We start from the raw sequence: 23632 nt of genomic DNA on the forward strand, positions 1-23632 counted from the left end.
CTGCAGCGGAGAAACCGAACTATACGGACCATCCCCACACCCGTCAACACCTTCCTGCAACAAATTTCCCGTCTTCTCCACAAGAGACTGATCCGTAAGGAAATTCCGAAATCATTTCATTTCACATTTGTTACGCAATGATATTTCAGAGCAGATTTTCCGTTTGAAACAGGCGTATGACGGGCCCGCCGTAGCAATCAAAACTCGGCAAACCAGACAAATAAACAAAAAGGCCGCCCTTGTGGGCGGCCTTTTTGTTTGCTGGCGTACAACACATATAGATATATATATGCACGCGCTGCGCCATCAGCTCGGGCGATTGGAGCCTGCCACCACCTTGAACTCGTACAGCCGGCAATCGAGCGCACCGTTATAAACAGGGATGCGCTTGGTGGCATTCAGCCGGATCAGTTTTGGCAGGCGCAGGTCTGCGGTCAGCACGTACGAATTCCAGCCGGTAAAGCGCTGTTTGAGTGCGTCACCCAATTGGGGATAGAACTCGCTCAACTGTTCCTGCTCTTCCAGACGCACACCATATGGCGGGTTGGTGATCAGCACGCCTTCAGTCGCGGGCGCCTGGGCCAACAATACATCGCCAACCTGCACTTTGATCTTTCCCGTGAGCCCTGCAGCTTCGATGTTGTGCAAAGCGGTATCAACGGCGTGCAGATCACGATCACTCCCTACGATCGGGAAAGGCAAATCAGTCTTGATTGCCGCCTCACTACGCGCCTTGCAGTCAGCCCAGGCTTGCGCGTCAAAGGCGAACAGTTTTTCGAAGCCGAAATTGCGCAGGCGGCCAGGAGCCAGGTTGAGCGCAATCTGGGCCGCCTCGATCAGGAATGTGCCACTACCGCACATGGGATCAAAGAGCGGACGGTCACCCTTCCAGCCAGCCAGCCCCAACAGGCCAGCAGCCAGATTCTCGCGTAGCGGCGCTTCCACGCTTTCTTGACGGTAGCCGCGCTTGAACAATGGTTCACCGGAGGTATCTATATATAGCGTGGCCAGGCGATCAGTCAGGAACACCTGAATACGGATGTCCGGATTATGGGTATCCACACTGGGCCGCTCATCATTGATCGTGCGGAACACATCACAAATCGCGTCTTTGATTTTGAGTGCGACAAAATCAATACTGCGCAGCGAACTATGTTGGGCTGTCACATTGACCTTGATGGTGCGCGAAACATCAAATAGCGAAGGCCAGTCGATACGGGTGGCAAGGCGGTACAGATCGGCTTCGTTGCGGTAAGCGCGTTCATCGAGCTGTAGCAGAATACGGCTGGCATAACGCGAGTGCAGGTTCACCGCGTACATCAGATCAACATGCCCCTCAAAGGCAACCCCACCCTCGCCGGCCAGAACGGCCTGTGCACCAAGGCGCTCCAGTTCATCCGCGAGCAAGCGCTCCAGGCCCCGCGGGCAAGGCGCATAAAAATGCAGTACCGCTTGCCAGTCAAATGCACGAGGCCGGGCAATGGCTTCAGCCTGCCGCGCCGCGCCGCCACCCGGGGCCGGGTAGCCATTACCGCGAGATTGATAACCACCTTGATTGCTATCGCGCCGTGGCCGATCACCGAATGAATCCCCGCGCTCACGCGGGCCGGCATCACGGCCCTCGCGCTGCGGCCGGTCCTGCCATTCACCGCGCGGGCGCTCGAAGTCCGGGCGATCATCATCCCGGCGCGCGCGGGGTGCCTGGCCACTAAAGCTGCGGTCATCCGGATTACGACGTGGGGCGTCGCGGTCATCCCGGCGGAATGCGGGACGATCACCTTGCGGGCGATCACCCCGATTATCGCGATCGCCTTGATAACGCGGTTTGTCGCCGGCGTAAGCACGGTCACCCCGCGGCGCATCACGGTCATCACGCCGGAAAGCCGGGCGATCACCTTGCGGGCGCTCGCCCCGGTTGTCCCGGTCACCCTGATAACGTGGTTTATCACCGGCATATCCCCCGCCGCGCGGCGCATCACGGTCGTCTCGCCGGAAGGACGGGCGATCACCTTGTGGGCGCTCGCCGCGGTTGTCCCGGTCGCCCTGATAACGCGGTTTATCGCCGGCATATCCCTGGCCGCCACGCGGTGCATCGCGATCATCGCGCCGGAAGGACGGACGATCACCTTGCGCTCGCTCGCCCCGGTTGTCCCGGTCGCCCTGATAACGCGGTTTATCGCCGGCATATCCCTGGCCGCCACGCGGTGCATCGCGATCATCGCGCCGGAAGGACGGACGATCACCTTGCGCTCGCTCACCGCGATTGTCGCGATCCCCCTGATAACGGGGCTTGTCGCCATCACGCCGCGCACCGCCGCGACCTTCACCTTCACTCTTACCCTGCCAGGCGGGATCCTGTTGATAAGGTTTTTGCGCCTGACCGCCAGAAAAGGCTGCAGCACGGCCAGCCGGTCTGGAGGGTCGGCGCGTATTGCCGGCAGATTGAGCCGCCTCTTTGGGAGGCAGTTTCAGGGTTTTTTTGTCGCTCATGGGATTAATCCGGAAAAGGCAAGGTGTGACGCACCCGTGCGGGCAATTTGTCCCGCACAAGGCGCCATGAAGTGTTGATCAGGTCAGCCAGCTGTGAAGCCGGCAAGACGCGGGTGTTGGTGATGGCAATCCAGCCGTGACGCGCCAGGTAGGGCGCGGGTATCACGCCGGCGTGGTCGGTCAGTTCCAGAAAGCGCATTTTCTCTACTTTGAGTGAGACCTGACCGGTATCGGGGCTGACCACGGCAAACATCTTGTCAGCGATAGAATAAACCTCTCGCGTTTGCCACTTGATGTCACAGGTCACGCCCGGCAAAGCTGCGCACTTTGCCCGGAATTGGTCCAGATTCATAGGTATTGTTCCTGTTCGGCTTTCTGGCTCAAGCGATCCATCTCTTGCGCCAGCGCCGCCAGTTCAGGCGGTAAATCCTGCAATAGTATTTGTTCCAGCTTGCGCCGATCTGCATCGGTAAGTTCGATCCGGTGCCGGCATGCATTCAGTGTAGCGGCATCCATGCGCCACGGTTGCCAATGTCCACCAGCCTGACTGACGGCAGCACCCGCACGCATAGCCAGATCAATGCCCCACGGATCGCAGTCACACGCAATACGCACCGGGCACTGTGCCAGTTTGACGAGATGTTGCAGGCCTTGAAGCCACCAAGAGGCGACGTACCCGGGCTGCCACAGCACCAACTCACCCGCGCGGGCTTGCTCGCAGGCCTGAGTAAAGCTGGTCAGATTCTCAACAATACTGATCTGCAATACGCCAGCCAGTTGGTCACAGTGAGCCAGACTCACAGGTGTCAGTGCCATGTGTTGTGGCATGACAGCCAGGTCAATCAGTACATATCCTTTGGCAATCAGCGTGCAGCGACCACCCAGCGTCATCATTGGCGCATGCTCTGAAATGCCGCACGCGGGCAGATCGACATGCTGCGCCAGCCATTGCCACTCTGCGGTGTGAATGGCCTTGGTGCGATCACGTGCAAACTGTGCAAAGTGACGACGGGTACCTCGTTTACCCTGCTGCAACCAGCGAACCAAAGCATCACACAATTGGCGCCGTGCAGAGATAGAGCGCGCGGGGCTGCCTGCCAAGGCCATTGCCAGCGCTAACAAGCGTTCATCTCCAACGGCCAGCCAGCGCTGGTTTTCCCGTCGCGCTCTTTCTGCGGCGGGGTCTTTCAATCCGAGATGCTCTCGTAATGCATTCAAATCAAGCCAGGTCAACGAGCGGGGTTGCCAGCTACCGCGCAAGGCACGGCTGGTCACCTCCTCGTATTCGATCCAGCCCCTCAACAACAACCCCAGCAGCGCGTCCACAGCAAGGTGATGACGCTGCGATCCGGCCTGATCCAACAGCGCGACCCACTTGGGATGTTCGGAACGGGTTTGCTTCAGCCACTCGATCAATAATGCGCGCCGTTCCTGGGGCCAATCGGCCAAAGACTGCGGCGTATCGACCTCACCCCTGACACGGCGCCGATCAGACAAGCTGGCACGAGCAGGGTCACCAAGGCGCAAAGTCAGCGCGCCGGGCAGCGACTCATGCGCGCGCCAGTCTTCGACCATGTGGTTTATTCCATCGCTACAGCACGGGTTCGCCGGCGGGTCTGCGCAATCACGGGTGCCCAGGTTTCACCAGGTTGTTTTTTGCGCGTGGTCAGCGTCAATTCACTCGGACCGTACACGTTAGTGTTATGAGTCAGCGGTGTCGTAATCAGATACTGCGCCTGCGTCGCTTTCAAAAAGCCGCCGACACGGTCGATGTTAAAGATATCCAGGTGGGCGAACGGCTCGTCAATGAACACGAAGCCAGACGGATTAGCATCGTCCATCATCAGGCCAATCAGCATGATCAGTGACTTCATGACCTGCTGCCCGCCTGAAGCTTCGCCATCGTTCAGACCCATCATGCCCTTCTGGTCGAAGTTGAAACGGACCGTCAACCCCGCTTGCGACAGCACCAGATCGTCGTTTTCCAGATGCGGCAGATCGGTTTCAACATCAATGCCAGACAACTCGCCCAACCGTTTCAGGTTCCGGCCATACTCACGCACTGTCGCCTTGAGTTTGTTGATATAAGCGCCGCGCGCTTCATCTGTCAGTTGTTCTGTACGCTGGACTTCGTTGCGGTGCGCATGGGTATCACGTTCCAGTGCGCGGTAGTCATCGGCCACCTTATCGCGGCGCGCCAGGATGGTCGCGTCGGTTTCCCACTCCATCTGCGCCAGGCGTTCACGTTCACGCTCGACCATGTGCTGTACTTCGCGCGCAGAACCATATTTGTCACGCAATACGCGCAGGCGCTCGGCGTTGCGCACTTCATCGGGCATGCCCGCGCGGGATTTGCGCAGATCATTAACGCGGCGGGTTTGTTCATCACGCTGGCGGGCTAGCTGCTCCAGTTCTGCGTTAACTGCGCGGTCAAGTTGCTCGCGACGATCCTTGAGTTTTTCGTAACCCAGACGACCTTCTTCACGCAACTTGCGCGCTTCATCCCAACTGGCTTGCGCCATGGCCATGGCCGCACCAGCCTCCTGCACGCGGCGCTGTTCTTCGGGCCAGCGCTCAGCAACTGCATCGAACTCGTCCTGACGCGCAGCCAGTTGCACAACAGCCTGCATACCCATCAGGGATTGCTGCAGCGCTGAGATATCCCGCTCCAGCTCAACCAGCTTGCCTTCGTCATCCAGCAGTTGTTCATTCAGGTCACGCAGCCGGCGAGTTGCTTCATTCAGGCGGGATTGCCGCGCGGCCTCACCAAAGGCGTAATCGCCTGGTCGGGCCGAGATATCGCGCGCACCCCGGCGTTCTTTGTGATAACCGTCGCGGGTAATCCAGTCACCGTCCAGATGCTCGCCATCTGCCACGGATTTGGCACGCTGCGTGCGATTCAACAAGCCAACCAGCCATCCTGGCGCATCTGCTTTAAAGTCGACCACTTCCAGAATCGAGTTGCGGTTTGCGCGCTCCACCGGCTCACGGTCCGGGACGATGAAATGGCGATACTTCAGCTGCTGACCAATACCAAAGGCTTCTTTGCGATCGCTGGTACGGTTAAGCAAGATGATGTGCCGATATGGCGCCAGCAGCGCCTCGACCGCGTCCTGCCAACTGTGATCGCGCACTTCCACGATCTCGGTCAGCAGTTGGTGCGCAATACCGGCCTCATCCAATGCAGCACGCATGCGGTTCACGAAGTCCGGATGCGGTTGACGACCTTGTTGCAGAGCAAACTGAGCCTGCGCCAGTTCCTGGCGCTCATCCTTCATTAATTTGATGGCTTGCTTGAGCTTGCCCGCCGTATCACGCTGCTGCGCCAGTCTGTCATTGAGCGCGACGCTATCTGCGCCATGTTCAGCCTCCGCCAACTGGCGCAGACGTTCCGCTTCTTTCATTGTTTTTTCGCTGTCGCGTGCGGCATCACGTGCCGTCTGGAAAGCGATATACGCATCGTCATGCTCTTTGCGTGCGGCCTCTTCCTGCGATTGGGCCGACTCCTGGCCCGTAGCAATAGCACGATACTGCACGTCGAGCGTGTCAAGTTCGTCTTGTTTCTGCCGCAGACTCTTTCTGGCACCGCGGAACTGGTTGATGTAGCCGCGCAGGCTTTCCCATTGTTCAACATACTTGAGCGCAGGCACCGCCTGCTGCTCCAGTTTTTCAATGTCGTCCTGCAGCGAACGCCATTCCAGATAGTTGTTGGCGCGCAGCTTCAGGCGCTCGACGTCCAGCCCGACTTGCGCGAGCTGCTGTTCCATCTTGTTGAGTTCGGCTTCAGCCTCTTTCAGGCGCAGCTTGGCCTCGGCATAGTGATCCAGCACCTGCTTGTCACCAAATACCTGGAACACCAGTTCGAGCAATGCCTTGGGCGAGTACTCACACAACTTGTCGGTATCGCCTTGCTCAAGCGCCAGCACTTCGGCAATCGCCGGCGTCAGTCCGGCTTGCTCCAGCCGGCGTTTGTATTCATTCACGCCCAGCCATTGCAATGTGCTTTCGGTTTGCGCATCCAGCGTGACATCGCCCTCAGCAATGGCGTACTGACGCATCCAGTCGCCACCCTGTTTGCGGATACGACAAAACAACGTCACCACTTCACTCGTGGCCGGGAAAAACAGTGTCGGGAACAAGCCACCGGCTTCCCGGCGCGGGTTGGAGACAACGCCTCGCAACCAGGCATAGTTTTCGCGGTTGTTCCGCACATAGCGTTTGTAGTCGCGACGCCCAGAACATTTCAGTGCCAGCAACGTACGCAAGGCATCAAGCAAGGTGGTTTTGCCAGAGCCGTTAGGGCCGACGATGGTGACAATCTGGGCATCTAGCGGCACGCGAATGGCGCGCCAGAAATCCCAGTGGATCATTTCAAGTTCGCGGATCTGGAACATTTAAACTTCTTCCCCCGATGTGGTCTCGGCGGTGTCTTCGGGGGCATCTTCATGACCGGCATCGTCTTCAACGGCAATACGCGTACCGGTCAGTTTGAGCACTTCGGCCAGCGCGCCTTCGATAATGCGTGGCGCGAGTTTGGTGTAGTCGATCATCAGATCAAGCAAGGGGCCTTCATGGATCATTTTGTTGCGACGGATCACAAAACCCAGCTTGGCCAATTGGCCCAGATTCATCGAAAACCGTGACTTGCCGCCCAGTTTTTTGCCGAAGTCGGCGTAGATCGCATCCTCTGGCACCCCTGGAGCAACTTCCTCGCCCCGTGTGATGGGTTTTTCTGTGCCAAACATATCTGTCTGCGTATCGCCAGCAGCCGAGGCGCGCGCAATCTGGCGCTCCCGCTTGGGCAAAATGATCAGCGCCCAGACCACGACCAACAATGCGATGGCGTCACGCGGCAGACCCATATTGTTGGACAACCAGTTCTCGCCCTCGCCAAAAACCCAGTCTTCCATTTCAGGCTTAAGGCCCACGGCAATGTGTTCTGCGTAGGGGTTTTCCAGCAACTGCAGGCCGCATTCTTCCAGGCGGTGCTCCAGGCTTTCACGGAAAACTTCGTCGACCAGCGCACGGCGGGCCAACGGGTCTTTGCGGGGGATAAAACGGTGGGCCAGCAATCGCGCCACCAGAATGTTCAAAGCTTGATCCATAGTTCAGTCTTGTCCGTTTGGTCTGGCAGGCAGCAAGATCATTTGTGCGGCACCAGGCGGCCACGTGTCAGCGTGGCCACTTCGGGGTGATCGACTTCGTCGATGGCATCTTCCGTCACCAGCGACAACGGCAGCTTCACCACATCCGCCACCACGCTCTGCTCCAGCGCAGCTTCCTGGTCACCCAAAAGGGACAGCAGCGAGAGGCGATATGCCGTTTCCGGGTAAGTATCGGCCAACACAGCATTGGCCAGCGGGGTTTCCAGATCAATACCCTGCAGGAGCGCGTACAGCTCTTCGGCATGAACTAGCCGCTCGGCTTCCAGCGCTGTCACCGAGGGAGAGAACTCGGATGAGGGCAGAGCAGCGTCTGTAATCTGGTCGCGTTCACGCTCCAGCAGTTCGAACTCGGTGACATCCAGCAAGATATCGGACACCACAAAACCCGGTTCCGGATGAAATGTGAGCAGATCACGCCCCAACCCGGCCAGTTCTTCTTGCGAGCGCTCACGCAACCAGTCAGCCACGTTGGTCGAGGTCAGACCGGACTGCCCCAGATGCACACGCTGCGCGCCCAGTTCAGCAAGACGGCGCTGGAACACGCTAGTCATGCGCAACATGCGGCCCTGAGCCAACGCAATCGCCTGCGCAACTTGCTGAACGTGCCGTTCGCCTGATTCATCTTCAAGCACAGAGCGGACGACCTCGGTCCCTTTTTCCACCCAGTTCCAAACGCTTTGCAGTTTCGCGCGGGCCTTGCGGATCTGGAATTCGGATTGAGACTCCAGCGCTTCTTCAAAATCGGCATGCAATTCGTTCAGGCGCGCATGCAAATGTTGAAGCGACTCCGGAGACACATTCCCCACTGCCTGCCCGGCCGCGACCTGCGCAGTCAGATAACCCAGTTCGGCATCCCCGTCGGCAAACTGGGTCAGCGTAGCGATGGCGGCCAGTGCAATCCGGGCCGATTCCGACAGGCTGTACAGGCCCTCATCGCTATCCCACACCAGCAAGCCGTTTTCGCGCAGGCGCTTGAGTACCGTGTCGCGTTTGACCGGGTTGATATAAGAGAAATGCGTTTCGAGTTCTTGCGGGCTCCAGCGCGGCGCATCCGCGCGCGAACCAATCACGCGCAGCATCAATAACCGCACCATGACTTCGTCTTCGCCACCCCGGAACAAGGTAATCAACGCGCCGACCGATTCACGCGCGCGCAACAGGCTCGCCAGCGGCGCCAGATCAGCCGGGTTAAACCCGGGCTGGAAAAACTCGGCAAGCGGAGATTCTGTAGGTTGCATGCAGGCGAAGGCTGTGTTTCTGGAAAGGGCGCATTTTACGCGCTTGCACGCGTTTCATGGCAGTAACTAGACGGAGTGTGTGATGTCCAGCGCCGCGTCGATCATGCCGGTGGTCACGCCGTCTGGAGAGAACTTGCGGGCAAACAGAGCTGGACTGGCCAGAAGTTGCGGCACATCGGCCTGGATGAACTCCGCCGGCGACCAGGCGTTTTCCTGCCAGCGCAGTTGATGCAGGTTATGCGTGGCCAGTTGCGGGCCAATCGACGTCGCCATCAGCACGGTCTGAACGAACATCTCATCAGGCACCAGCGTACTGCGGAAGAATGCCGACACGCGTGGATGCTCGTCGACGAACAGAATGAGTGCGTTGCAAGCCTCGCTCGACAAGCACCACCATTGCGATCCAGCCCAGACCGCCGTCAACGGAGCAGGCAGGCTGCGACGAAGACCAACGCGATTCAGGCCGCGCTGCAATTTTTGCAATGCCTTGCCAGCGCGCGTGCCATGGAGTTGTTCGAGGAAAAACGCCTGCCAGCGGTAACGCACGTCAAACTGATTTTGCGAACGCAGATCAATAAAACCAGCTGCCGAGGCTTGTGCCAGAAACGTGCTGATCTGCGCAGAAGATTTGATTGGGTAATCGGCACCAGACAGTAGCTGGGCCCAGTCAAAACCATCTTTGAGTGCTGCGCGCACCAGATCCAGCGTCGCATCAACCAAAGAAAAACCGCCCCAGCGACAGGAGCGACGCGCAATAAAGGTCACCGCGGCACTCGCAGGCATCGCGGCTTTGATGGCATCAAACGTGGCTTGATCGGTGTTGGCGTCGATATGCAGATAGCAGCGCACGCCGGGCGCAGACAAGCGTGCGACCAGCCGGCCCAACTGGGCTGGCTGGCCATGCGCCAGAATCAGATACGCAATCGAAAGGCTCAAGCCTCGTCGCCGTCCACGTGACGCAGCGCGGCGGCACATTCTTCCGGCGTCAATCCTTCGCAAACGTTGGGCGTCGGCGTCGGGGCGTGATCTGCGGCATGAGCGGCCTCTTCCTTGCGCAAGGCGCGCACGGCATCAAGGTAATCCATGATCGCCCAGGTCAGCTCTTTACAACCATCACCCGTCAGACCGGAAATGGTAAACATGCGGCGTTGCATCGGATCAAACGGTTTGTATGGATCCGGCTCACCACCGTCCCAACCGTACTCTTTGAGGAAGTTCGCCACGCGTTCAGCGCGTTCTTCTTCCGGCACCATATCCAGCTTGTTCAGCACCAGCCAGCGCGGCTTGTCGTGCAACTCTTCGTCATACTTGCGCAGTTCTTCGACAATAGCCTTGGCTTCCGCGACCGGATTCACGCCTTCATCAAAGGGAGCCAGGTCGACGATATGCAGCAGCACGCCAGTGCGGGTCAAATGCTTGAGGAAGCGATGCCCCAGACCTGCGCCTTCCGCCGCGCCTTCGATCAGACCTGGAATGTCGGCCACAACAAAGCTGCGATTGTCATCAATACGCACGACGCCCAGGTTGGGGTGCAAGGTAGTGAAAGGATAATCGGCCACTTTGGGCTTGGCGGCGGATACGGCACGAATGAACGTGGACTTGCCCGCGTTGGGCATCCCCAGCAGACCCACGTCGGCCAGGACTTTCAGTTCCAGCTTCAGTTCACGGCGTTCACCCGCTTCGCCTGGCGTCGTCTGACGCGGCGCACGGTTCACCGATGATTTGAAGTGGATATTGCCCCAACCGCCCTTGCCGCCCTTGGCCACCACCACGCGCTGACCGTTGTGGGTCAGATCGGCAATGATCTCTTCGGTTTCTGCATCAACGATCACCGTGCCGACTGGCATGCGCAGTTCGATGTCATCACCCGCTGCGCCATAACAGTCAGCACCACGGCCGGACTCGCCATCCTGGGCTTTGTATTTCTTGACGAAGCGGTAATCCACGAGGGTATTGATGTCTTCATCCGCCACGGCCCACAAGCTGCCACCACGGCCGCCGTCGCCGCCGTCAGGGCCGCCGCGCGGGATGAATTTTTCGCGGCGCATACTGGCCGACCCTTTACCGCCTTTACCGGCGATGACTTCAATTCTGGCTTCGTCAATGAATTTCATGGTGAATTCTGCTTTCCAGTGAGGGGTTAGGCGTGAACGGTATTCACAAAACTGCCCGCCTTGTATGCGGCCAGCGCCCCAAAAAACCGCGGCGACCCAGGCTACGGGTATGCGGATGCTAAAACATTATATAAATAGTGCCGCTTTTGACGGCAACAACGGCAAACATCAAACAATTCAGTCCAGTTGGCCGGATACACTGTCCGGTTCACTGGCATATGGACGACAAACCCCGTCCATAAACAAAAAGCCCCATCACAGGACAGGGCTTTTGTGTTCAGTCATCAAGGTTGCTTAAGCAACTTCGATCACTTCACCTTCGTACGGTTCGATGAACACGGTGCGACGCTTTGCGGCGCCCTTGATCATGAACTTCACGTAACCATCAACCAGCGCGAACAAGGTGTGATCCTTGCCCATGCCAACGTTGGTACCAGGATGGAATTCGGTACCGCGTTGACGCACGATGATCGAACCAGCGTTGATCAGCTCGCCACCGTAGGCTTTAACGCCCAGACGTTTGGCATGTGAGTCGCGGCCGTTACGGGAACTACCGCCAGCTTTTTTGTGTGCCATGGTTAGTTAGCTCCTGATTAATTACGCGTCGATGGAATCGATGCGGATTTCAGTGTAATTCTGGCGATGACCAGCGTGCTTCTGATAGTGCTTACGGCGACGCATCTTGAAAATGCGAACCTTATCACCACGACCATGCGACACGACAGTTGCCTTGATGGCGGCGCCGGCAACCACAGGGGTACCGATCGTCACTGCATCACCGTTTGCCACCATCAATACTTCATTCAGTACGATCTGGCTGTCGATGTCTGCAGCAATCTGTTCTACTTTAAGTTTTTCGCCGACGACAACTTTGTACTGCTTGCCACCGGTTTTTACGACTGCATACATTTAACAAGCTCCAAAGAGTTTGCACCCAAAAAACCGCGTCTTTGCAGACGCAGCCTTCCCGCCCGTGCGGAAAGAATCGGCGACTATACCCCGATCTTCTTTACACGTCAAACACTTAACGCATTTCAAACGGCAGGCCAGCGCCCCCAAAAAACCCTTGGGTCGCCTGACAGTTCGCCGCATTGACGGGCAGAACTTCAACGCGATCGAAGAATATGGCCGTTCCATGCTAAAATTGCGTGTTTATTCAATACCAGTTCAAGCGAGGCGCTCGTGGCAATGGAGTTGGTCAAATCGGTCGTCGACCAGGACATGACGGCGGTTGACGCCCTGATTCGCAAACAGCTCTATTCAGATGTCGTGCTGGTGCGCCAGGTCGGTGAGTACATTGTTTCTTCCGGCGGCAAGCGTTTGCGGCCCATCATGGTGCTGCTGACCGCCAAGGCATTGGGCTATCAGGGCGAACATCACCTGACCCTCGCGGCAGTGATCGAGTTCATCCATACCGCCACCTTGTTGCATGACGACGTGGTCGATGAATCAGAACTGCGCCGTGGCCGCGAAACAGCCAATGCCATGTTTGGCAACGCCGCCAGTGTGCTGGTAGGTGACTTCGTCTACACGCGTTCTTTCCAGATGATGGTGTCGGTGGGTTCCATGCGCGTCATGGAAGTACTGGCCGAGGCCACCAACATCATTGCGGAAGGCGAAGTGCTGCAACTGATGAACATTGGTAATGTCGACATTGACGAAGCCGGTTACCTGCAAGTCATCCAGTACAAGACCGCCAAACTGTTTGAAGCTGCCTCGCGCCTTGGTGCAATTCTGGCTGGTGCCGATACTGCGACCGAATCTGCCTTTGCCCGTTATGGCATGCACCTGGGTACGGCCTTCCAGATTATCGACGACGTGCTGGACTACTCCGGTCATACAGAAGAAATTGGCAAAAACCTGGGTGACGATCTGGCCGAAGGCAAGCCAACATTGCCGCTGATTTACGTCATGCGCAATGGCGCGCCGGAACACGCCAACGCCGTGCGTGAAGCCTTGACTCACGCCAGCCGTGATCGTTTTGATGACGTCAGTCGCGCCATCCACGCCACCGGCGCACTGGATTACGCCCGTAATATTGCGACTGCAGAGGCCGATCGCGCCAAGGCAGAACTGGAAGGCGTGCCTGATAGCCAGGCCAAACGCGCACTCCTGGCCCTGGCTGATCTGGCCATCCACAGAAATAGCTAGAAACAATTTCGAAACAGTTGACAGCCCTGGGGGCCGCAGACATAATCCCGGTTCTTCGCGAGCGGCATAGTTTGCGGAGCACCAGAAATCGGGGTGTAGCTTAGCCTGGTAGAGCGCTACGTTCGGGACGTAGAGGCCGGAGGTTCGAATCCTCTCACCCCGACCAGATTTCACGAAAAGCCGGATTCAGCAAACGCTGATCCGGCTTTTTCGTTTGCGCTACGCTTCGTCAAAACGCCAATGGTTTGCGAGATGGTTCACAATAACGGCAAATAGTTGGCGATTTTCTGGCATTTCTTTCAGTTGCACTGCAACAATTACAAAGAACGACAGTCAGTATCATTCCCGCACTCTCAGACAGGACCTTCATGAAAGCCTGGCAAATCTGGCAGATTGTGACCAATTTTGGCGATTCGGCCCTGCTTTTGCCGGTGGCAGCCATTCTGGTTGGCTGGATGCTTTATGAAAAAGCCTGGCGTTGCGCCACTATCTGGTTATTGCTTTTTGTCCCGGCGCTCGCCGTGGTGCTCGGGGCCAAGCTGGCGTTTCTGGGATGGGGCATCGGCATCGAACAACTGGACTTCACCGGGCCCAGTGGCCACACAACCCTCTCCATGGCCATCTACCCAACCCTTGCGGTATGGATCGTGCAACGCATGCAGCCACGCAATCATGCGGCCGCCTACCTCTTGGGCTGGTTGTTTGCGTTGGTCGTTGGTATTTCGCGCCTGGTTTTGCATAAACATTCTGTTTCCGAGGTGGTTGCGGGCGTTGCCCTGGGTACCATGGTCAGCCTGACCTGGACCTGGCTCTCTGCACTTGATTCTCGTCCGACCCACCACTTCGTACTGGCCAGCGCGATCGTGATCATGGTGATGTGCAGCTTGCATGGCGAACGAGCGCCCACGCAAAACGCCATTGCCCATTGGGCGATTGCCATGTCCGGCCGCCCGGTTGCGTACAACCGGTATACCGCGTGGCCCAATAGCCCGTATCGCAAAATACGTTACATCGACCCCTGGGGCGTTTGATCCGCTGTTTAGCGCAGTTCGTCGCACATCCCGACAGGCATCGCACGAAGCCGCATACTCACTGCCATCACCCCAACTACTCAGGCGTCATCATGACTACCTCTTTCTTGCAGCGAATCAAACCCGGCTTTGTGCTTGAAATCCTGGTCAACTTCGTCCTGCCGTGGCTGGTATACCGGCAAATGCAACCGCACTGGGGTGAGCATAATGCCTTGCTGGCCTCCGCCCTGCCCCCGATTATCTGGAGCGCCGTCGGGCTGGTTCGGCATCGTCGGCTGGATGCCATGAGCGCATTGGTCGTGGTCGGCATCTTGTTGTCACTGGGCGCTGTCATGCTGGGGGGCAGCCCGGCCCTGTTACTGATGCGTGAGTCGTTGATCACCGGGGCTATCGGCATGGCCTTTCTGGTGTCTGCCTTGCTGCGTCGACCCTTGACGTACTACCTCGCCAGAGCCGCACTGGCGCGCGAATCCGGCTTTAGCAAAGCGCGCTTTGAACAGTTGTTTATCGACGCCAACGGACGGGTCGCTGGCTGGATGACCGTGATGACACTGGTTTGGGGTGGCGGCTTGCTGGCCGAGACGCTACTGCGCCTTTGGCTGATCAAGATCATTCCGGTTGCGCAGTTTCTGCTGGTCGCACCGTGGATCAGTTATGGCATCTACGCCGCTCTGGGCGCGTGGACGTGGTGGTATCGCAATCAGTTACGCAGTTCTGGCCGAGGCATCGTTGGCCAGGCCAACCAGACCCTCTGAGCGCAAGCAGTCTTCAGCAAAAAGCCCGTCGCATGGACGGGCTTTTTATTTGGCGGTGATCCGGTCACCAGCCCCAGAACATAAGCCACCAGGTCAGGTCGATCAGCACCAATGCGGCGATAAACACCAACCAGGCAGAGAACTGGCGCCACAACGGTGCGGCATACTGGCGCACGATGCCTGCAGCAAGCCCAAGGCTCCACAGATTGGCCAGCACCAGCATGCTAATCCGCACCGGGCTCACCCATACCAGCGAGACCCCCTCTGGCTTGAGAATGGTAATGGAGGTCGCCGACAAGCCCAGAAACAACCCACAGCCAGCCAGCGGGATCAGCCCCAACACCAGATGATGGAAACGCCGCATTTGCCACGATCCCAACAGGCTGTTGGCGACAGCCAGAATTGCGGTCAATGCGGAGCCCATCACCAGGCCTACGGTCACAATCCAGCCAACGACCAGCGTGCCATCCAGCAGCGTGAAGACATCATTTTGCTGCGGGTAGTTGGTAAAGATGAACCAGGGCAACGATTTTTCCAGCGGCCACATGATGTTGTGGTTGATCAACCATTCCGCCAGCGTCTGTTTGATGGCAATCATCCACGGGCTCACGGTCCACTGGAAAGCACCGATCGCCAGACCCAGCATGCCGAACAACACCAGCACGGATTGCCAGCGCGCGTCTTTGGGCGGACCAACACGCACCACTTCTTCGTTGGGCGAGCGCACCGACAAGGTAATCGCATCGCGATGGCTACTGCAGCGGCCGCACATATGGCAATCCGCGTTGCCTTGCATATCCCGCATTGGCACCATCGGCGCACAGACAATCGGAATGACTTTGTGACTGTGGTAGGACTGCTTCCAGGCTTCTTTGTTGACCTTGAAGTGGATGGGCGCCAGGCGCGACAGCATATTGAACACGCCGTTCACGGGGCACAGATATTTGCACCAGGCACGCCGGTCACGTGCGTATAGAAAACCGATGATCATGGCCGCCACGGTCGAACCGCCGAGCACCACAATCACGGCCTTGGGGTATTGATAAACGCTGACCATCTGGCCGTAGATGGTCGTCCCCGCAAACGCCACAAAGGGCCAGCCAGACCACCGCATCCAGCGCGGTAACGGCAGGTTCAGGCCAAAACGGCTACTCCACTCGGACAGCGCGCCTTCCGGACACAGCACGCCACACCACAGCCGACCAAACAGCACCATGGAAAGCAATACAAACGGCCACCAGATGCCCCAGAACAGAAACTGGGCGAATACGGTCAGGTTATTGAGAATGCGTGCGTCTGAATCGGGCAGTGGACGCAACACCGGGAAAACCAGCAAAGACACATAAAACACCACCACTACCCACTGTGCAGTAATGATGGCGCCACGGTGCCGCGCGAGCCAGTCAGCTGCGCTGGCGAGCACCGTTTTCTTTGCCGGGATACTACAACTTTGCTGCATTGCTGCCGCCTTCCTTCCAACCGTCATGCGCCGTGAGCGCACATCATAACGGCTTATCTGGTGAGAATGCTTAGCATTCTCCAGAAACAACCAGGTCTAGCATGATTCAATGTCGCGAATGCACCTGTTGGCTCATCCGCGCCAGATCATTATTTCGCGATGATCTTGCCTTTGGCGGTCGCTTGATGGAAATCATCAAACCACGTGTATTCACCCGGTGAGAGCGGCGCCAGAATCACAAACGAGGTCACGCCAGGACCCAGTACCTTTTCCTTGCGCAGTTGCGTACTTTCAAACTCTGCAGCCTGCGTACCGGTGTTGGTCAATACCACGCGGATTTTCTTGCCTGCTGGCACATTCAGTACCGTCGGGTTGGCTTTGCCATCCTTGAATTCGATTTTGACTTCATGCGTGTCATCAGCCAGTGCGACGCCAGACAGGGACGCGAGGGCCAGAACCAGTGCAAACAGGGTCTTGCGCATTGATCTCATTCCTTTAACAGCTTCCACATCAAGACGCTGCAAGCGACATGACGGTGGCATCAAACGGCCGACTCAAGCACAAAAAGGCGCACAGCCTCGCTGCACGCCCATTTGTATTGCCTGGTCAGCACACGCCGATCAGTAACCACCCTTCTTGCCAGTACCGGCGAAGGTGAACTCGTAATCATTGGTGATGGTGTCAAACCATGGGCCTACGCCGGTTTCCTTGTCCACGTGACGACCAAAGTGCCCCATCGGGTTCTTGGACGGCGGCAAAATGGTCAGCTTGAGCTTGTATTTGCCCGGGCCAAACAGTTTGACGTTATCGCCGTAGTGCGGGCCATCATTGGCCACCATCGCCATCATGTCGCCGGACACCTTCTGATTGGTGCCTACCTTGGTCACTTCGTACTTGACCAACAAGGCCGGCATCCACTCCCCTTCGGCAAAGCCATTGGGGTTGTTCTTCAAGGCGTGGATATCCGCCTCAAGGTGAATGTCCGATTCTTCGGCCTTGCGCATCATGCCTTCCGGATCCATTTTGATCGGCTGCAGGTAGACCGCGCCGATTTCCATGCCACCCTTGAGCAGCGGCTTGCCGATCGGGTATTCAGCCGCCCAGGCCGAAGCAGTCAAAGTCAGCGCGGCAACGGCGCCAGCCAGAATCGAAACACGCATTATGTAGTTACCTCGTCAGAAGTTGAGTATCAGCGCAGGTGCGGTTGGTGGTATTAATTTGAGAATTGAGAAACGTTCTCATTTATAGCGCATGATGCCTGACCGGCAAAAAAGCCTCAAGCGTAAAAACGTAACATTGATATGCATTGCGCCGATTACCACAGCAGCAGCCCCCATCCGGCATGATTTGCGTGCCTGATACTGCAGCGCATCGTGCATGCCGTGACGCCCCCGCCCCTCTCCCCGTATAATTAGCCCCTTTTGACCGATTCATTTCCCGGACCAGGCCATGCAAGAGCAATACACCCCAGCGACCGTCGAAGCCGCCGCGCAAAGCGAGTGGGAACAACACCAGACCGACCGCGCGCTGGAAGATGCCAGCAAACCCAAGTATTACTGCCTATCCATGTTCCCCTACCCGTCCGGGAAACTGCATATGGGGCATGTGCGCAACTACACCATCGGTGATGTGCTGACCCGTTTTATGCGCATGAATGGTTTCAACGTCTTGCAACCGATGGGTTGGGATGCATTTGGCATGCCGGCAGAAAACGCCGCCATCAAAAACGGCGTCGCCCCGGCCAAGTGGACGTACGAGAACATCGACTACATGAAAAAACAGTTGAAATCGCTGGGTCTGGCGATCGACTGGGAACGTGAAGTCGCGACGTGCAAGCCTGATTACTACCGTTGGGAACAGTGGTTGTTCACCAAGCTGTATAAAAAAGGCGTGATCTACAAAAAGAGCGGCATGGTCAACTGGGACCCGGTCGACAACACCGTGCTGGCCAACGAGCAAGTGATTGATGGCCGCGGCTGGCGCTCTGGTGCGCTGGTTGAGAAGCGCGAAATCCCGATGTACTACTTCCGCATCACCGATTACGCAGAACAACTGCTGCAAGATCTGGACCAACTGGATGGCTGGCCGGAACAGGTCAAAACCATGCAGCGCAACTGGATCGGCAAGAGCTTTGGTGCTGAAGTCGCGTTTGACTATGACGTTGACTCCATTGGCCAGGCCGGTGAACTAAAGGTGTACACCACCCGCCCTGATACGCTGATGGGCGCGACCTACGTCGCCATTGCTGCCGAACACCCGCTGGCCACAATGGCCGCCGCCAGCAAGCCTGAACTGCAGTCTTTTATTGCCGAGTGCAAATCCGGTTCCGTGGCCGAGGCGGATGTCGCCACCATGGAAAAGAAAGGCATGCCGACCGGCCAGTTCGTCATCCACCCCCTCACCGGCGACAAACTGCCGGTGTGGATCGCCAACTATGTACTGTGGGGTTATGGCGAAGGCGCCGTGATGGCCGTGCCGGGTCACGACGAACGCGACTTTGAATTTGCCAACAAGTACAACCTGCCCATCGTGCAGGTCTATGAACCGGTTGCTGGCGACGCGCAGTTTGACAGCAAGACCTGGCAAGAATGGTACGGTGCCAAGGATGAATCCGTGCGCACCATCAACAGCGGCAAGTACAACGGCCAGCATTTCCAGGGCGCCTTCGATGGTATCGTCGGTGATCTGGAAGGCAACACGCACGGCGCCAAGCGCACCCAATACCGCCTGCGCGACTGGGGTATCAGCCGCCAGCGCTACTGGGGCTGTCCGATTCCGGTGATCCATTGCCCGGATTGCGGCGACGTACCGGTCCCGGAAGATCAACTGCCGGTGGTGCTGCCGGAAAATGTCGTACCGGATGGTCGTGGCAACCCGCTGGCCAAAATGCCGGAGTTCTACGAAACCACATGCCCGTGTTGCGGCAAGCCGGCCCGTCGTGAAACCGACACCATGGATACCTTTGTCGAGTCATCCTGGTACTACGCTCGTTACACCTCGCCTGATGCACAAACCGGCATGGTCGATGACCGCGCCAAATACTGGCTGGACGTTGACCAATATATCGGCGGGATTGAACACGCCATTCTTCATCTGTTGTACGCGCGCTTCTTCCACAAACTGATGCGCGACGAAGGTCTGATCCACACCGACGAGCCGTTCCGCAACCTGCTGACGCAAGGCATGGTCGTGTGCGAGACCTTCTTCCGTGAACACGCTGACGGCAAGAAAGACTGGTACGCACCGGCCGACATCGACATCGAGCGCGACGGCAAGGGCAAGATCATCAAGGCCATCCTCAAGAGTGATAGCCAGCCGGTGAGCGTGGGCGGCATCGAAAAGATGTCCAAGTCCAAGAACAACGGGGTTGATCCGCAAGCGCTGATTGAGAAGTACGGTGCAGACACCGCGCGCCTCTTCATGATGTTTGCCGCACCGCCCGATCAAAGCCTGGAATGGTCTGATGCTGGTGTAGAAGGTGCTTACCGTTTCCTGCGTCGCCTCTGGAAGCTGGTGCATGAGCATGTATCGCAAGGTGGCCCGGTCGCCGCGTATGCCGGTGGTGATCTGTCTGCCGAACTGAAGGGTTTGCGTTTTGCCCTGCACAGCACGATCCAGAAAGTGGCCGACGATTATGGTCGCCGCAAGCAATTCAACACTGCCATTGCCGCAGTGATGGAGCTTCTGAACGCGCTGGGCAAAGCACAAATTACCGATGCACCAGGTCGCGCCGTAGCGCAAGAAGTGCTGCAAGCTGCTACGTTGCTCTTGTCACCGATCGTGCCGCACGCCGCTAACGCGCTGTGGTCCGAACTGCAACCGGGCACACGTCTGGCCGAACAAGCCTGGCCGAAAGTCGATGAAACTGCTTTGGTGCAAGACGAAATCGACATGGTGGTTCAGGTGAACGGCAAATTGCGTGCGACCATTCGCGTGAGCAAGGACGCCAGCAAGGACGCCATCGAAGCCATCGCGCTGGCCGACGAAAACGTGCAACGTTTTGTCGAAGGCACACCGAAGAAAGTCATCGTGGTGCCGGGTCGCCTCGTTAACATCGTCGCCTGAACATGATCAACACCAAGGGTTCTGCAATGACTGCACTGCTGCGCCGCCTGACGGCACTTATCCTGATCAGCCTGCTGGCAGCCTGCGGCTTTCATTTGCGCGGGCAAGGTCCGAATTCGGGCTTTGCCTACCCTGAGGCCTATGTTGACGGTAATGGCGGCGTCGCACAGCAGTTGCGCCTGTATCTGCCGCTGCTGCCCAACGTGAAGCTGGTCAAAGACCCAACCATCAAGGATGTGGCCAAGATCAGCATCGCCAGCGAGATCTCCAACAATACCGTGCTGACCATCAACAGCTCTGGTCAGGCTACAGAATATCTGACCTCGCTGGTCGTGACCTTCAGCGCCTGGCGCCCGGATGGCTCAGCCATCATGGAAGGCCAGCAAGTCACTCTGTCGCGCAGCTATTCGTACGACCCGAACAACCCGATCGCCATGACCGGTGAATCCAATCGCCTGGTCAAGGACATGCAGCAGGACGCTTCCCAGCTGATCCTGCGCCGGATCAACGCTGTCGCTACACACGGCCAGGATGCGCGCTGAAGACCTGGTCCGCCATCTCAAAGGCGGGCTGGCCCCTCTTTATGTTTTGCATGGCGAAGAAGGCTTTCTGACGCTGGAGTCAGCGCAGGCCATTCGTGAAGCCGCGTTGCGCCACGGATTTGGCGAGCGTGAAGTGCTCACCGTGGAAAGTGGTTTTTCCTGGAGCCAGCTCACGGCCAGCGGCAATTCGTTCAGTCTGTTTGCCGAAAAAAAGCTGGTCGAATTACGTGTCCCTACTGGCAAGCCCGGCGTAGAAGGAGCGAAGGTGCTCGAAGCCTACGCGAGCCGCTTGCCGGAGGACACCGTCACCGTAGTGCAGATGCCCAAACTGGATCGCACCACACAAAACGCCAAATGGTTTCAAGCGCTCTCGCAACACGGGGAGGTCATCGAAGCCAGGCCGATTGAGCGCAGCGCCCTACCCAACTGGATTGCGCTGCGCCTCACAGCCCAGCAACAGCAACTTGATGCCGATGCAATGCGGTTTCTGGTCGATCGTGTGGAAGGCAACCTCTTCGCCGCACACCAGGAAGTTCTCAAGCTCGGTTTGTTGCATGCCCCAGGTACCCTGACGCTGGAACAGGTCCGCGAAGCCGTCGCCAACGTGGCTCGTTATGACGTATTCCAGATGGGTGAAGCCTTGCTGGCTGGGGATGCAACCCGTTTTGTGCGCATGCTCGACGGCTTGCGCGCCGAAGGCGAAGCACCACATCTGGTGTTGTGGGCGCTATCGGAAGAAGTCCGTGCCTTGTGGCGACTGGCCCAAGGGCGCGCCAATGGCGCCAATATGGGGCAGCTCTACAAAGAAAACCGTGTCTGGGGCGCCAAGCAAGGATTGGTTGATAAAGCCCTGGACCGGGTCAGCGGGCCACAATTACGCCAGGCGTTGTCCATGGCCGCGCGAATTGACCAGATCAACAAAGGGGTCGGGCAAGGCGACGCGTGGGATGAACTTCTCTCGATGTGCCTGCCATTACTCAAGCCGACTGCAACACGCCCGGGACGCTGAACGCCAGAGTCGTTACACTTGAATCACGACGCTGCCCTCGGCGCACAACAATCACATACCGCCCACAAGATACGCGAGCAAGCCGACGATGAAAGAACAGATTCTGGTCAACATCACCCCGCAAGAAACCCGCGTAGCGACCGTTGAGGACGGCGTGGTGCAGGACATCCATATCGAGCGCGCGTCGCAACGCGGTCTCGTCGGCAACATCTATCTGGGCGTGGTCAAACGCGTGCTGCCAGGCATGCAAAGCGCCTTTATCGAAATTGGTCTGGAGCGCGCAGCCTTTCTGCATATCGCTGACGTCATCGAACAACGCCAGCACCCGAACGATGAACTGCGGATTGAACGCCTGGTCCACGAAGGCCAGCCCATCCTGGTCCAGGTCATTAAAGACCCGATCGGCACCAAAGGTGCCCGGCTTTCAACGCAGATCAGTATTGCCGGCCGTTTCCTTGTGTTTCTGCCACAGGAAACCCACATTGGCATCAGCCAGCGCATTGAAAACAACGAAGAACGTGATCGCCTGCGTTCGCGCCTGGAAAGCCTGCTGGCACAAGATCACCTGGGCTATATCATTCGTACCTCGGCCGACCATGCCACAGATCAAGAACTCCTGGCTGATATCGACTACCTGAATCTGATCTGGGCAGACATCCGCCAGAAATCTCAAACGCTACCGCCCAAATCACTTCTGTTTCAGGATCTCTCGTTGCAGCTGCGCACACTGCGCGACATGGTCAATACCGAGACGCAAGAAGTGCTGGTTGATTCGCGCGAGAACGTCGCCAAAATGCGCGACTTCGCTCAGTCTTTTGTTGCAGATGTCTTCCCGCGCGTGCAGCACTACAGTGGGGAACGCCCGCTGTTCGAACTATACGGTGTTGAAGCGGAGATCGAACGTGCCCTTGCCCGCCGCGTGAATCTGAAGTTTGGGGGGTATCTGATCATCGATCAGACCGAAGCAATGGCCACCATCGACGTCAATACCGGCGGGTTTGTTGGCCACCGCTCATTTGACGACACCATTTTCAAAACCAACCTGGAAGCCACGCACGTCATCGCGCGGCAACTACGGTTACGCAACCTGGGCGGCATTATCATCGTCGACTTTATCGACATGGATAACGAAGCTCACAAGCACGCTGTACTGGAAGAACTGCAAAAGGCGCTGTCACGCGACCGCACCAAGGTGACCGTCTCAAACTTCACCAGCCTGGGCCTCGTTGAAATCACGCGCAAGCGCACGCGCGAAAGCCTGGCTCACGTCCTGTGCGAACCCTGCCCCACCTGCCAGGGCCGCGGGCAAATCCGCACTGCAGAAACGGTTTGCCATGAAATCCTGCGGGAAATCCTGCGGGAAGAACGCCAGTTCAAGGCTCGCGAGTACCGCATCCTGGCCTCGCAGAATGTGATCGACATGTTTCTGGACGAAGAGTCCGCCAGCCTTGCACAGCTGGTGGACTTTATCGGCAAGCCGATCTATTTGCAGGTAGAAACCGCGTATACGCAAGAGCAGTTCGACGTCGTGCTCATGTAAATCACCGCAACTGCAATATAAAAAAGGAGGGATGATTTCCCTCCTTTTTTATGTTCAGACGCCAACCCGAATA

Annotated in this window: 20 protein-coding genes and 1 tRNA gene; 8 read left to right on the forward strand and 13 right to left on the reverse strand. The window is 57.6% G+C overall.

The window, feature by feature from the left end:
* Nucleotides 1-306 precede the first annotated feature (306 nt).
* The 10 genes from IEX44_RS20930 to rplU form a co-directional block, all read right to left on the reverse strand.
* A complete protein-coding gene (locus IEX44_RS20930; RefSeq protein ID WP_229678891.1) occupies nucleotides 307-1446 on the reverse strand; it encodes a THUMP domain-containing class I SAM-dependent RNA methyltransferase in 1140 nt (379 codons plus the stop codon).
* 1048 nt (nucleotides 1447-2494) lie between these two features.
* Nucleotides 2495-2842 (reverse strand): MmcQ/YjbR family DNA-binding protein, encoded by a 348-nt coding sequence (locus IEX44_RS06160; protein WP_188690495.1) that lies wholly within the window; start codon nucleotides 2840-2842, stop codon nucleotides 2495-2497.
* Complete coding sequence (locus tag IEX44_RS06165) at nucleotides 2839-4065, reverse strand: DUF2399 domain-containing protein (protein ID WP_188690498.1); 1227 nt, start codon at nucleotides 4063-4065, stop codon at nucleotides 2839-2841. The genes IEX44_RS06160 and IEX44_RS06165 overlap by 4 nt, the downstream gene beginning before the upstream one ends.
* A 5-nt stretch (nucleotides 4066-4070) precedes the next feature.
* On the reverse strand, nucleotides 4071-6884 hold the full coding sequence (locus IEX44_RS06170; protein ID WP_188690501.1) for an AAA family ATPase: 2814 nt from the start codon (nucleotides 6882-6884) through the stop codon (nucleotides 4071-4073).
* Nucleotides 6885-7595 carry a hypothetical protein gene (locus IEX44_RS06175; RefSeq protein WP_188690504.1) on the reverse strand — a complete coding sequence of 237 codons (711 nt, stop codon included), beginning with the start codon at nucleotides 7593-7595 and terminating at the stop codon, nucleotides 6885-6887.
* A gap of 38 nt (nucleotides 7596-7633) precedes the next feature.
* Nucleotides 7634-8893 (reverse strand): hypothetical protein, encoded by a 1260-nt coding sequence (locus IEX44_RS06180; protein ID WP_188690507.1) that lies wholly within the window; start codon nucleotides 8891-8893, stop codon nucleotides 7634-7636.
* Nucleotides 8894-8959: 66 nt separating this feature from the next.
* Nucleotides 8960-9829 (reverse strand): beta-1,6-N-acetylglucosaminyltransferase, encoded by an 870-nt coding sequence (locus IEX44_RS06185; protein WP_188690510.1) that lies wholly within the window; start codon nucleotides 9827-9829, stop codon nucleotides 8960-8962.
* Nucleotides 9826-11007, reverse strand: a complete 1182-nt coding sequence (obgE, locus tag IEX44_RS06190) for a GTPase ObgE (protein WP_188690513.1) — start codon at nucleotides 11005-11007, stop codon at nucleotides 9826-9828. The genes IEX44_RS06185 and obgE overlap by 4 nt, the downstream gene beginning before the upstream one ends.
* Before the next feature lie 294 nt (nucleotides 11008-11301).
* Complete coding sequence (gene rpmA, locus IEX44_RS06195; RefSeq protein WP_188690514.1) at nucleotides 11302-11583, reverse strand: 50S ribosomal protein L27; 282 nt, start codon at nucleotides 11581-11583, stop codon at nucleotides 11302-11304.
* A 21-nt stretch (nucleotides 11584-11604) separates the two neighbouring features.
* Nucleotides 11605-11916 carry a 50S ribosomal protein L21 gene (rplU, locus tag IEX44_RS06200; protein WP_188690516.1) on the reverse strand — a complete coding sequence of 104 codons (312 nt, stop codon included), beginning with the start codon at nucleotides 11914-11916 and terminating at the stop codon, nucleotides 11605-11607.
* 279 nt (nucleotides 11917-12195) lie between these two features.
* Between rplU and ispB the strand changes: the two genes are divergently transcribed.
* The 4 genes from ispB (at nucleotide 12196) to IEX44_RS06220 (ending at nucleotide 14944) form a co-directional block, all read left to right on the forward strand.
* A complete protein-coding gene (gene ispB, locus IEX44_RS06205; protein WP_188690519.1) occupies nucleotides 12196-13158 on the forward strand; it encodes an octaprenyl diphosphate synthase in 963 nt (320 codons plus the stop codon).
* An 89-nt stretch (nucleotides 13159-13247) separates the two neighbouring features.
* A tRNA-Pro gene (locus tag IEX44_RS06210) sits at nucleotides 13248-13324 on the forward strand.
* Nucleotides 13325-13526: 202 nt separating this feature from the next.
* Nucleotides 13527-14189, forward strand: a complete 663-nt coding sequence (locus IEX44_RS06215; RefSeq protein ID WP_188690521.1) for a phosphatase PAP2 family protein — start codon at nucleotides 13527-13529, stop codon at nucleotides 14187-14189.
* A 92-nt stretch (nucleotides 14190-14281) separates the two neighbouring features.
* Nucleotides 14282-14944 (forward strand): VC0807 family protein, encoded by a 663-nt coding sequence (locus tag IEX44_RS06220; protein WP_188690524.1) that lies wholly within the window; start codon nucleotides 14282-14284, stop codon nucleotides 14942-14944.
* 64 nt (nucleotides 14945-15008) lie between these two features.
* Here IEX44_RS06220 and IEX44_RS06225 read toward each other — a convergent pair whose 3' ends face one another.
* From IEX44_RS06225 to IEX44_RS06235, 3 genes are all read right to left on the reverse strand, one after another.
* A complete protein-coding gene (locus tag IEX44_RS06225) occupies nucleotides 15009-16403 on the reverse strand; it encodes a 4Fe-4S binding protein (RefSeq protein WP_188690528.1) in 1395 nt (464 codons plus the stop codon).
* A 149-nt stretch (nucleotides 16404-16552) separates the two neighbouring features.
* Complete coding sequence (locus IEX44_RS06230) at nucleotides 16553-16885, reverse strand: cupredoxin domain-containing protein (RefSeq protein ID WP_229678797.1); 333 nt, start codon at nucleotides 16883-16885, stop codon at nucleotides 16553-16555.
* Between the two features lie 138 nt (nucleotides 16886-17023).
* Nucleotides 17024-17563 carry an iron transporter gene (locus IEX44_RS06235; protein WP_188690533.1) on the reverse strand — a complete coding sequence of 180 codons (540 nt, stop codon included), beginning with the start codon at nucleotides 17561-17563 and terminating at the stop codon, nucleotides 17024-17026.
* A 289-nt stretch (nucleotides 17564-17852) separates the two neighbouring features.
* Between IEX44_RS06235 and leuS the strand changes: the two genes are divergently transcribed.
* The 4 genes from leuS to rng all read left to right on the forward strand — a co-directional run bounded on the left by leuS (nucleotide 17853) and on the right by rng (nucleotide 23559).
* Nucleotides 17853-20468: a leucine--tRNA ligase gene (leuS, locus tag IEX44_RS06240; protein ID WP_188690536.1), complete on the forward strand. Its 2616-nt coding sequence runs from the start codon at nucleotides 17853-17855 to the stop codon at nucleotides 20466-20468.
* A 26-nt stretch (nucleotides 20469-20494) separates the two neighbouring features.
* Nucleotides 20495-21010, forward strand: coding sequence for an LPS-assembly lipoprotein LptE (locus tag IEX44_RS06245; protein ID WP_188690539.1), 516 nt, complete (start codon nucleotides 20495-20497; stop codon nucleotides 21008-21010).
* Complete coding sequence (gene holA / locus IEX44_RS06250; protein WP_188690542.1) at nucleotides 21000-22019, forward strand: DNA polymerase III subunit delta; 1020 nt, start codon at nucleotides 21000-21002, stop codon at nucleotides 22017-22019. The genes IEX44_RS06245 and holA overlap by 11 nt, the downstream gene beginning before the upstream one ends.
* 88 nt (nucleotides 22020-22107) lie before the next feature.
* Nucleotides 22108-23559, forward strand: a complete 1452-nt coding sequence (rng, locus tag IEX44_RS06255) for a ribonuclease G (RefSeq protein WP_188690544.1) — start codon at nucleotides 22108-22110, stop codon at nucleotides 23557-23559.
* The last annotated feature ends 73 nt before the right edge of the window (nucleotides 23560-23632 follow it).

This window comes from Silvimonas amylolytica (genome assembly GCF_014645555.1).
GTDB classification, from domain to species: domain Bacteria; phylum Pseudomonadota; class Gammaproteobacteria; order Burkholderiales; family Chitinibacteraceae; genus Silvimonas; species Silvimonas amylolytica.

Bases quoted from the DNA above. Each gene is read 5' to 3' on its own strand.
- IEX44_RS06160 (WP_188690495.1), bottom strand. From the start codon at position 2,842: ATGAATCTGGACCAATTCCGGGCAAAGTGCGCAGCTTTGCCGGGCGTG.
- IEX44_RS06165 (WP_188690498.1), bottom strand. From the start codon at position 4,065: ATGGTCGAAGACTGGCGCGCGCATGAGTCGCTGCCCGGCGCGCTGACT.
- IEX44_RS06170 (WP_188690501.1), bottom strand. From the start codon at position 6,884: ATGTTCCAGATCCGCGAACTTGAAATGATCCACTGGGATTTCTGGCGC.
- IEX44_RS06175 (WP_188690504.1), bottom strand. From the start codon at position 7,595: ATGGATCAAGCTTTGAACATTCTGGTGGCGCGATTGCTGGCCCACCGT.
- IEX44_RS06180 (WP_188690507.1), bottom strand. From the start codon at position 8,893: ATGCAACCTACAGAATCTCCGCTTGCCGAGTTTTTCCAGCCCGGGTTT.
- obgE (WP_188690513.1), bottom strand. From the start codon at position 11,007: ATGAAATTCATTGACGAAGCCAGAATTGAAGTCATCGCCGGTAAAGGC.
- rpmA (WP_188690514.1), bottom strand. From the start codon at position 11,583: ATGGCACACAAAAAAGCTGGCGGTAGTTCCCGTAACGGCCGCGACTCA.
- rplU (WP_188690516.1), bottom strand. From the start codon at position 11,916: ATGTATGCAGTCGTAAAAACCGGTGGCAAGCAGTACAAAGTTGTCGTC.
- ispB (WP_188690519.1), top strand. From the start codon at position 12,196: ATGGAGTTGGTCAAATCGGTCGTCGACCAGGACATGACGGCGGTTGAC.
- IEX44_RS06215 (WP_188690521.1), top strand. From the start codon at position 13,527: ATGAAAGCCTGGCAAATCTGGCAGATTGTGACCAATTTTGGCGATTCG.
- IEX44_RS06220 (WP_188690524.1), top strand. From the start codon at position 14,282: ATGACTACCTCTTTCTTGCAGCGAATCAAACCCGGCTTTGTGCTTGAA.
- IEX44_RS06225 (WP_188690528.1), bottom strand. From the start codon at position 16,403: ATGCAGCAAAGTTGTAGTATCCCGGCAAAGAAAACGGTGCTCGCCAGC.
- IEX44_RS06230 (WP_229678797.1), bottom strand. From the start codon at position 16,885: ATGCGCAAGACCCTGTTTGCACTGGTTCTGGCCCTCGCGTCCCTGTCT.
- IEX44_RS06235 (WP_188690533.1), bottom strand. From the start codon at position 17,563: ATGCGTGTTTCGATTCTGGCTGGCGCCGTTGCCGCGCTGACTTTGACT.
- leuS (WP_188690536.1), top strand. From the start codon at position 17,853: ATGCAAGAGCAATACACCCCAGCGACCGTCGAAGCCGCCGCGCAAAGC.
- IEX44_RS06245 (WP_188690539.1), top strand. From the start codon at position 20,495: ATGACTGCACTGCTGCGCCGCCTGACGGCACTTATCCTGATCAGCCTG.
- holA (WP_188690542.1), top strand. From the start codon at position 21,000: ATGCGCGCTGAAGACCTGGTCCGCCATCTCAAAGGCGGGCTGGCCCCT.
- rng (WP_188690544.1), top strand. From the start codon at position 22,108: ATGAAAGAACAGATTCTGGTCAACATCACCCCGCAAGAAACCCGCGTA.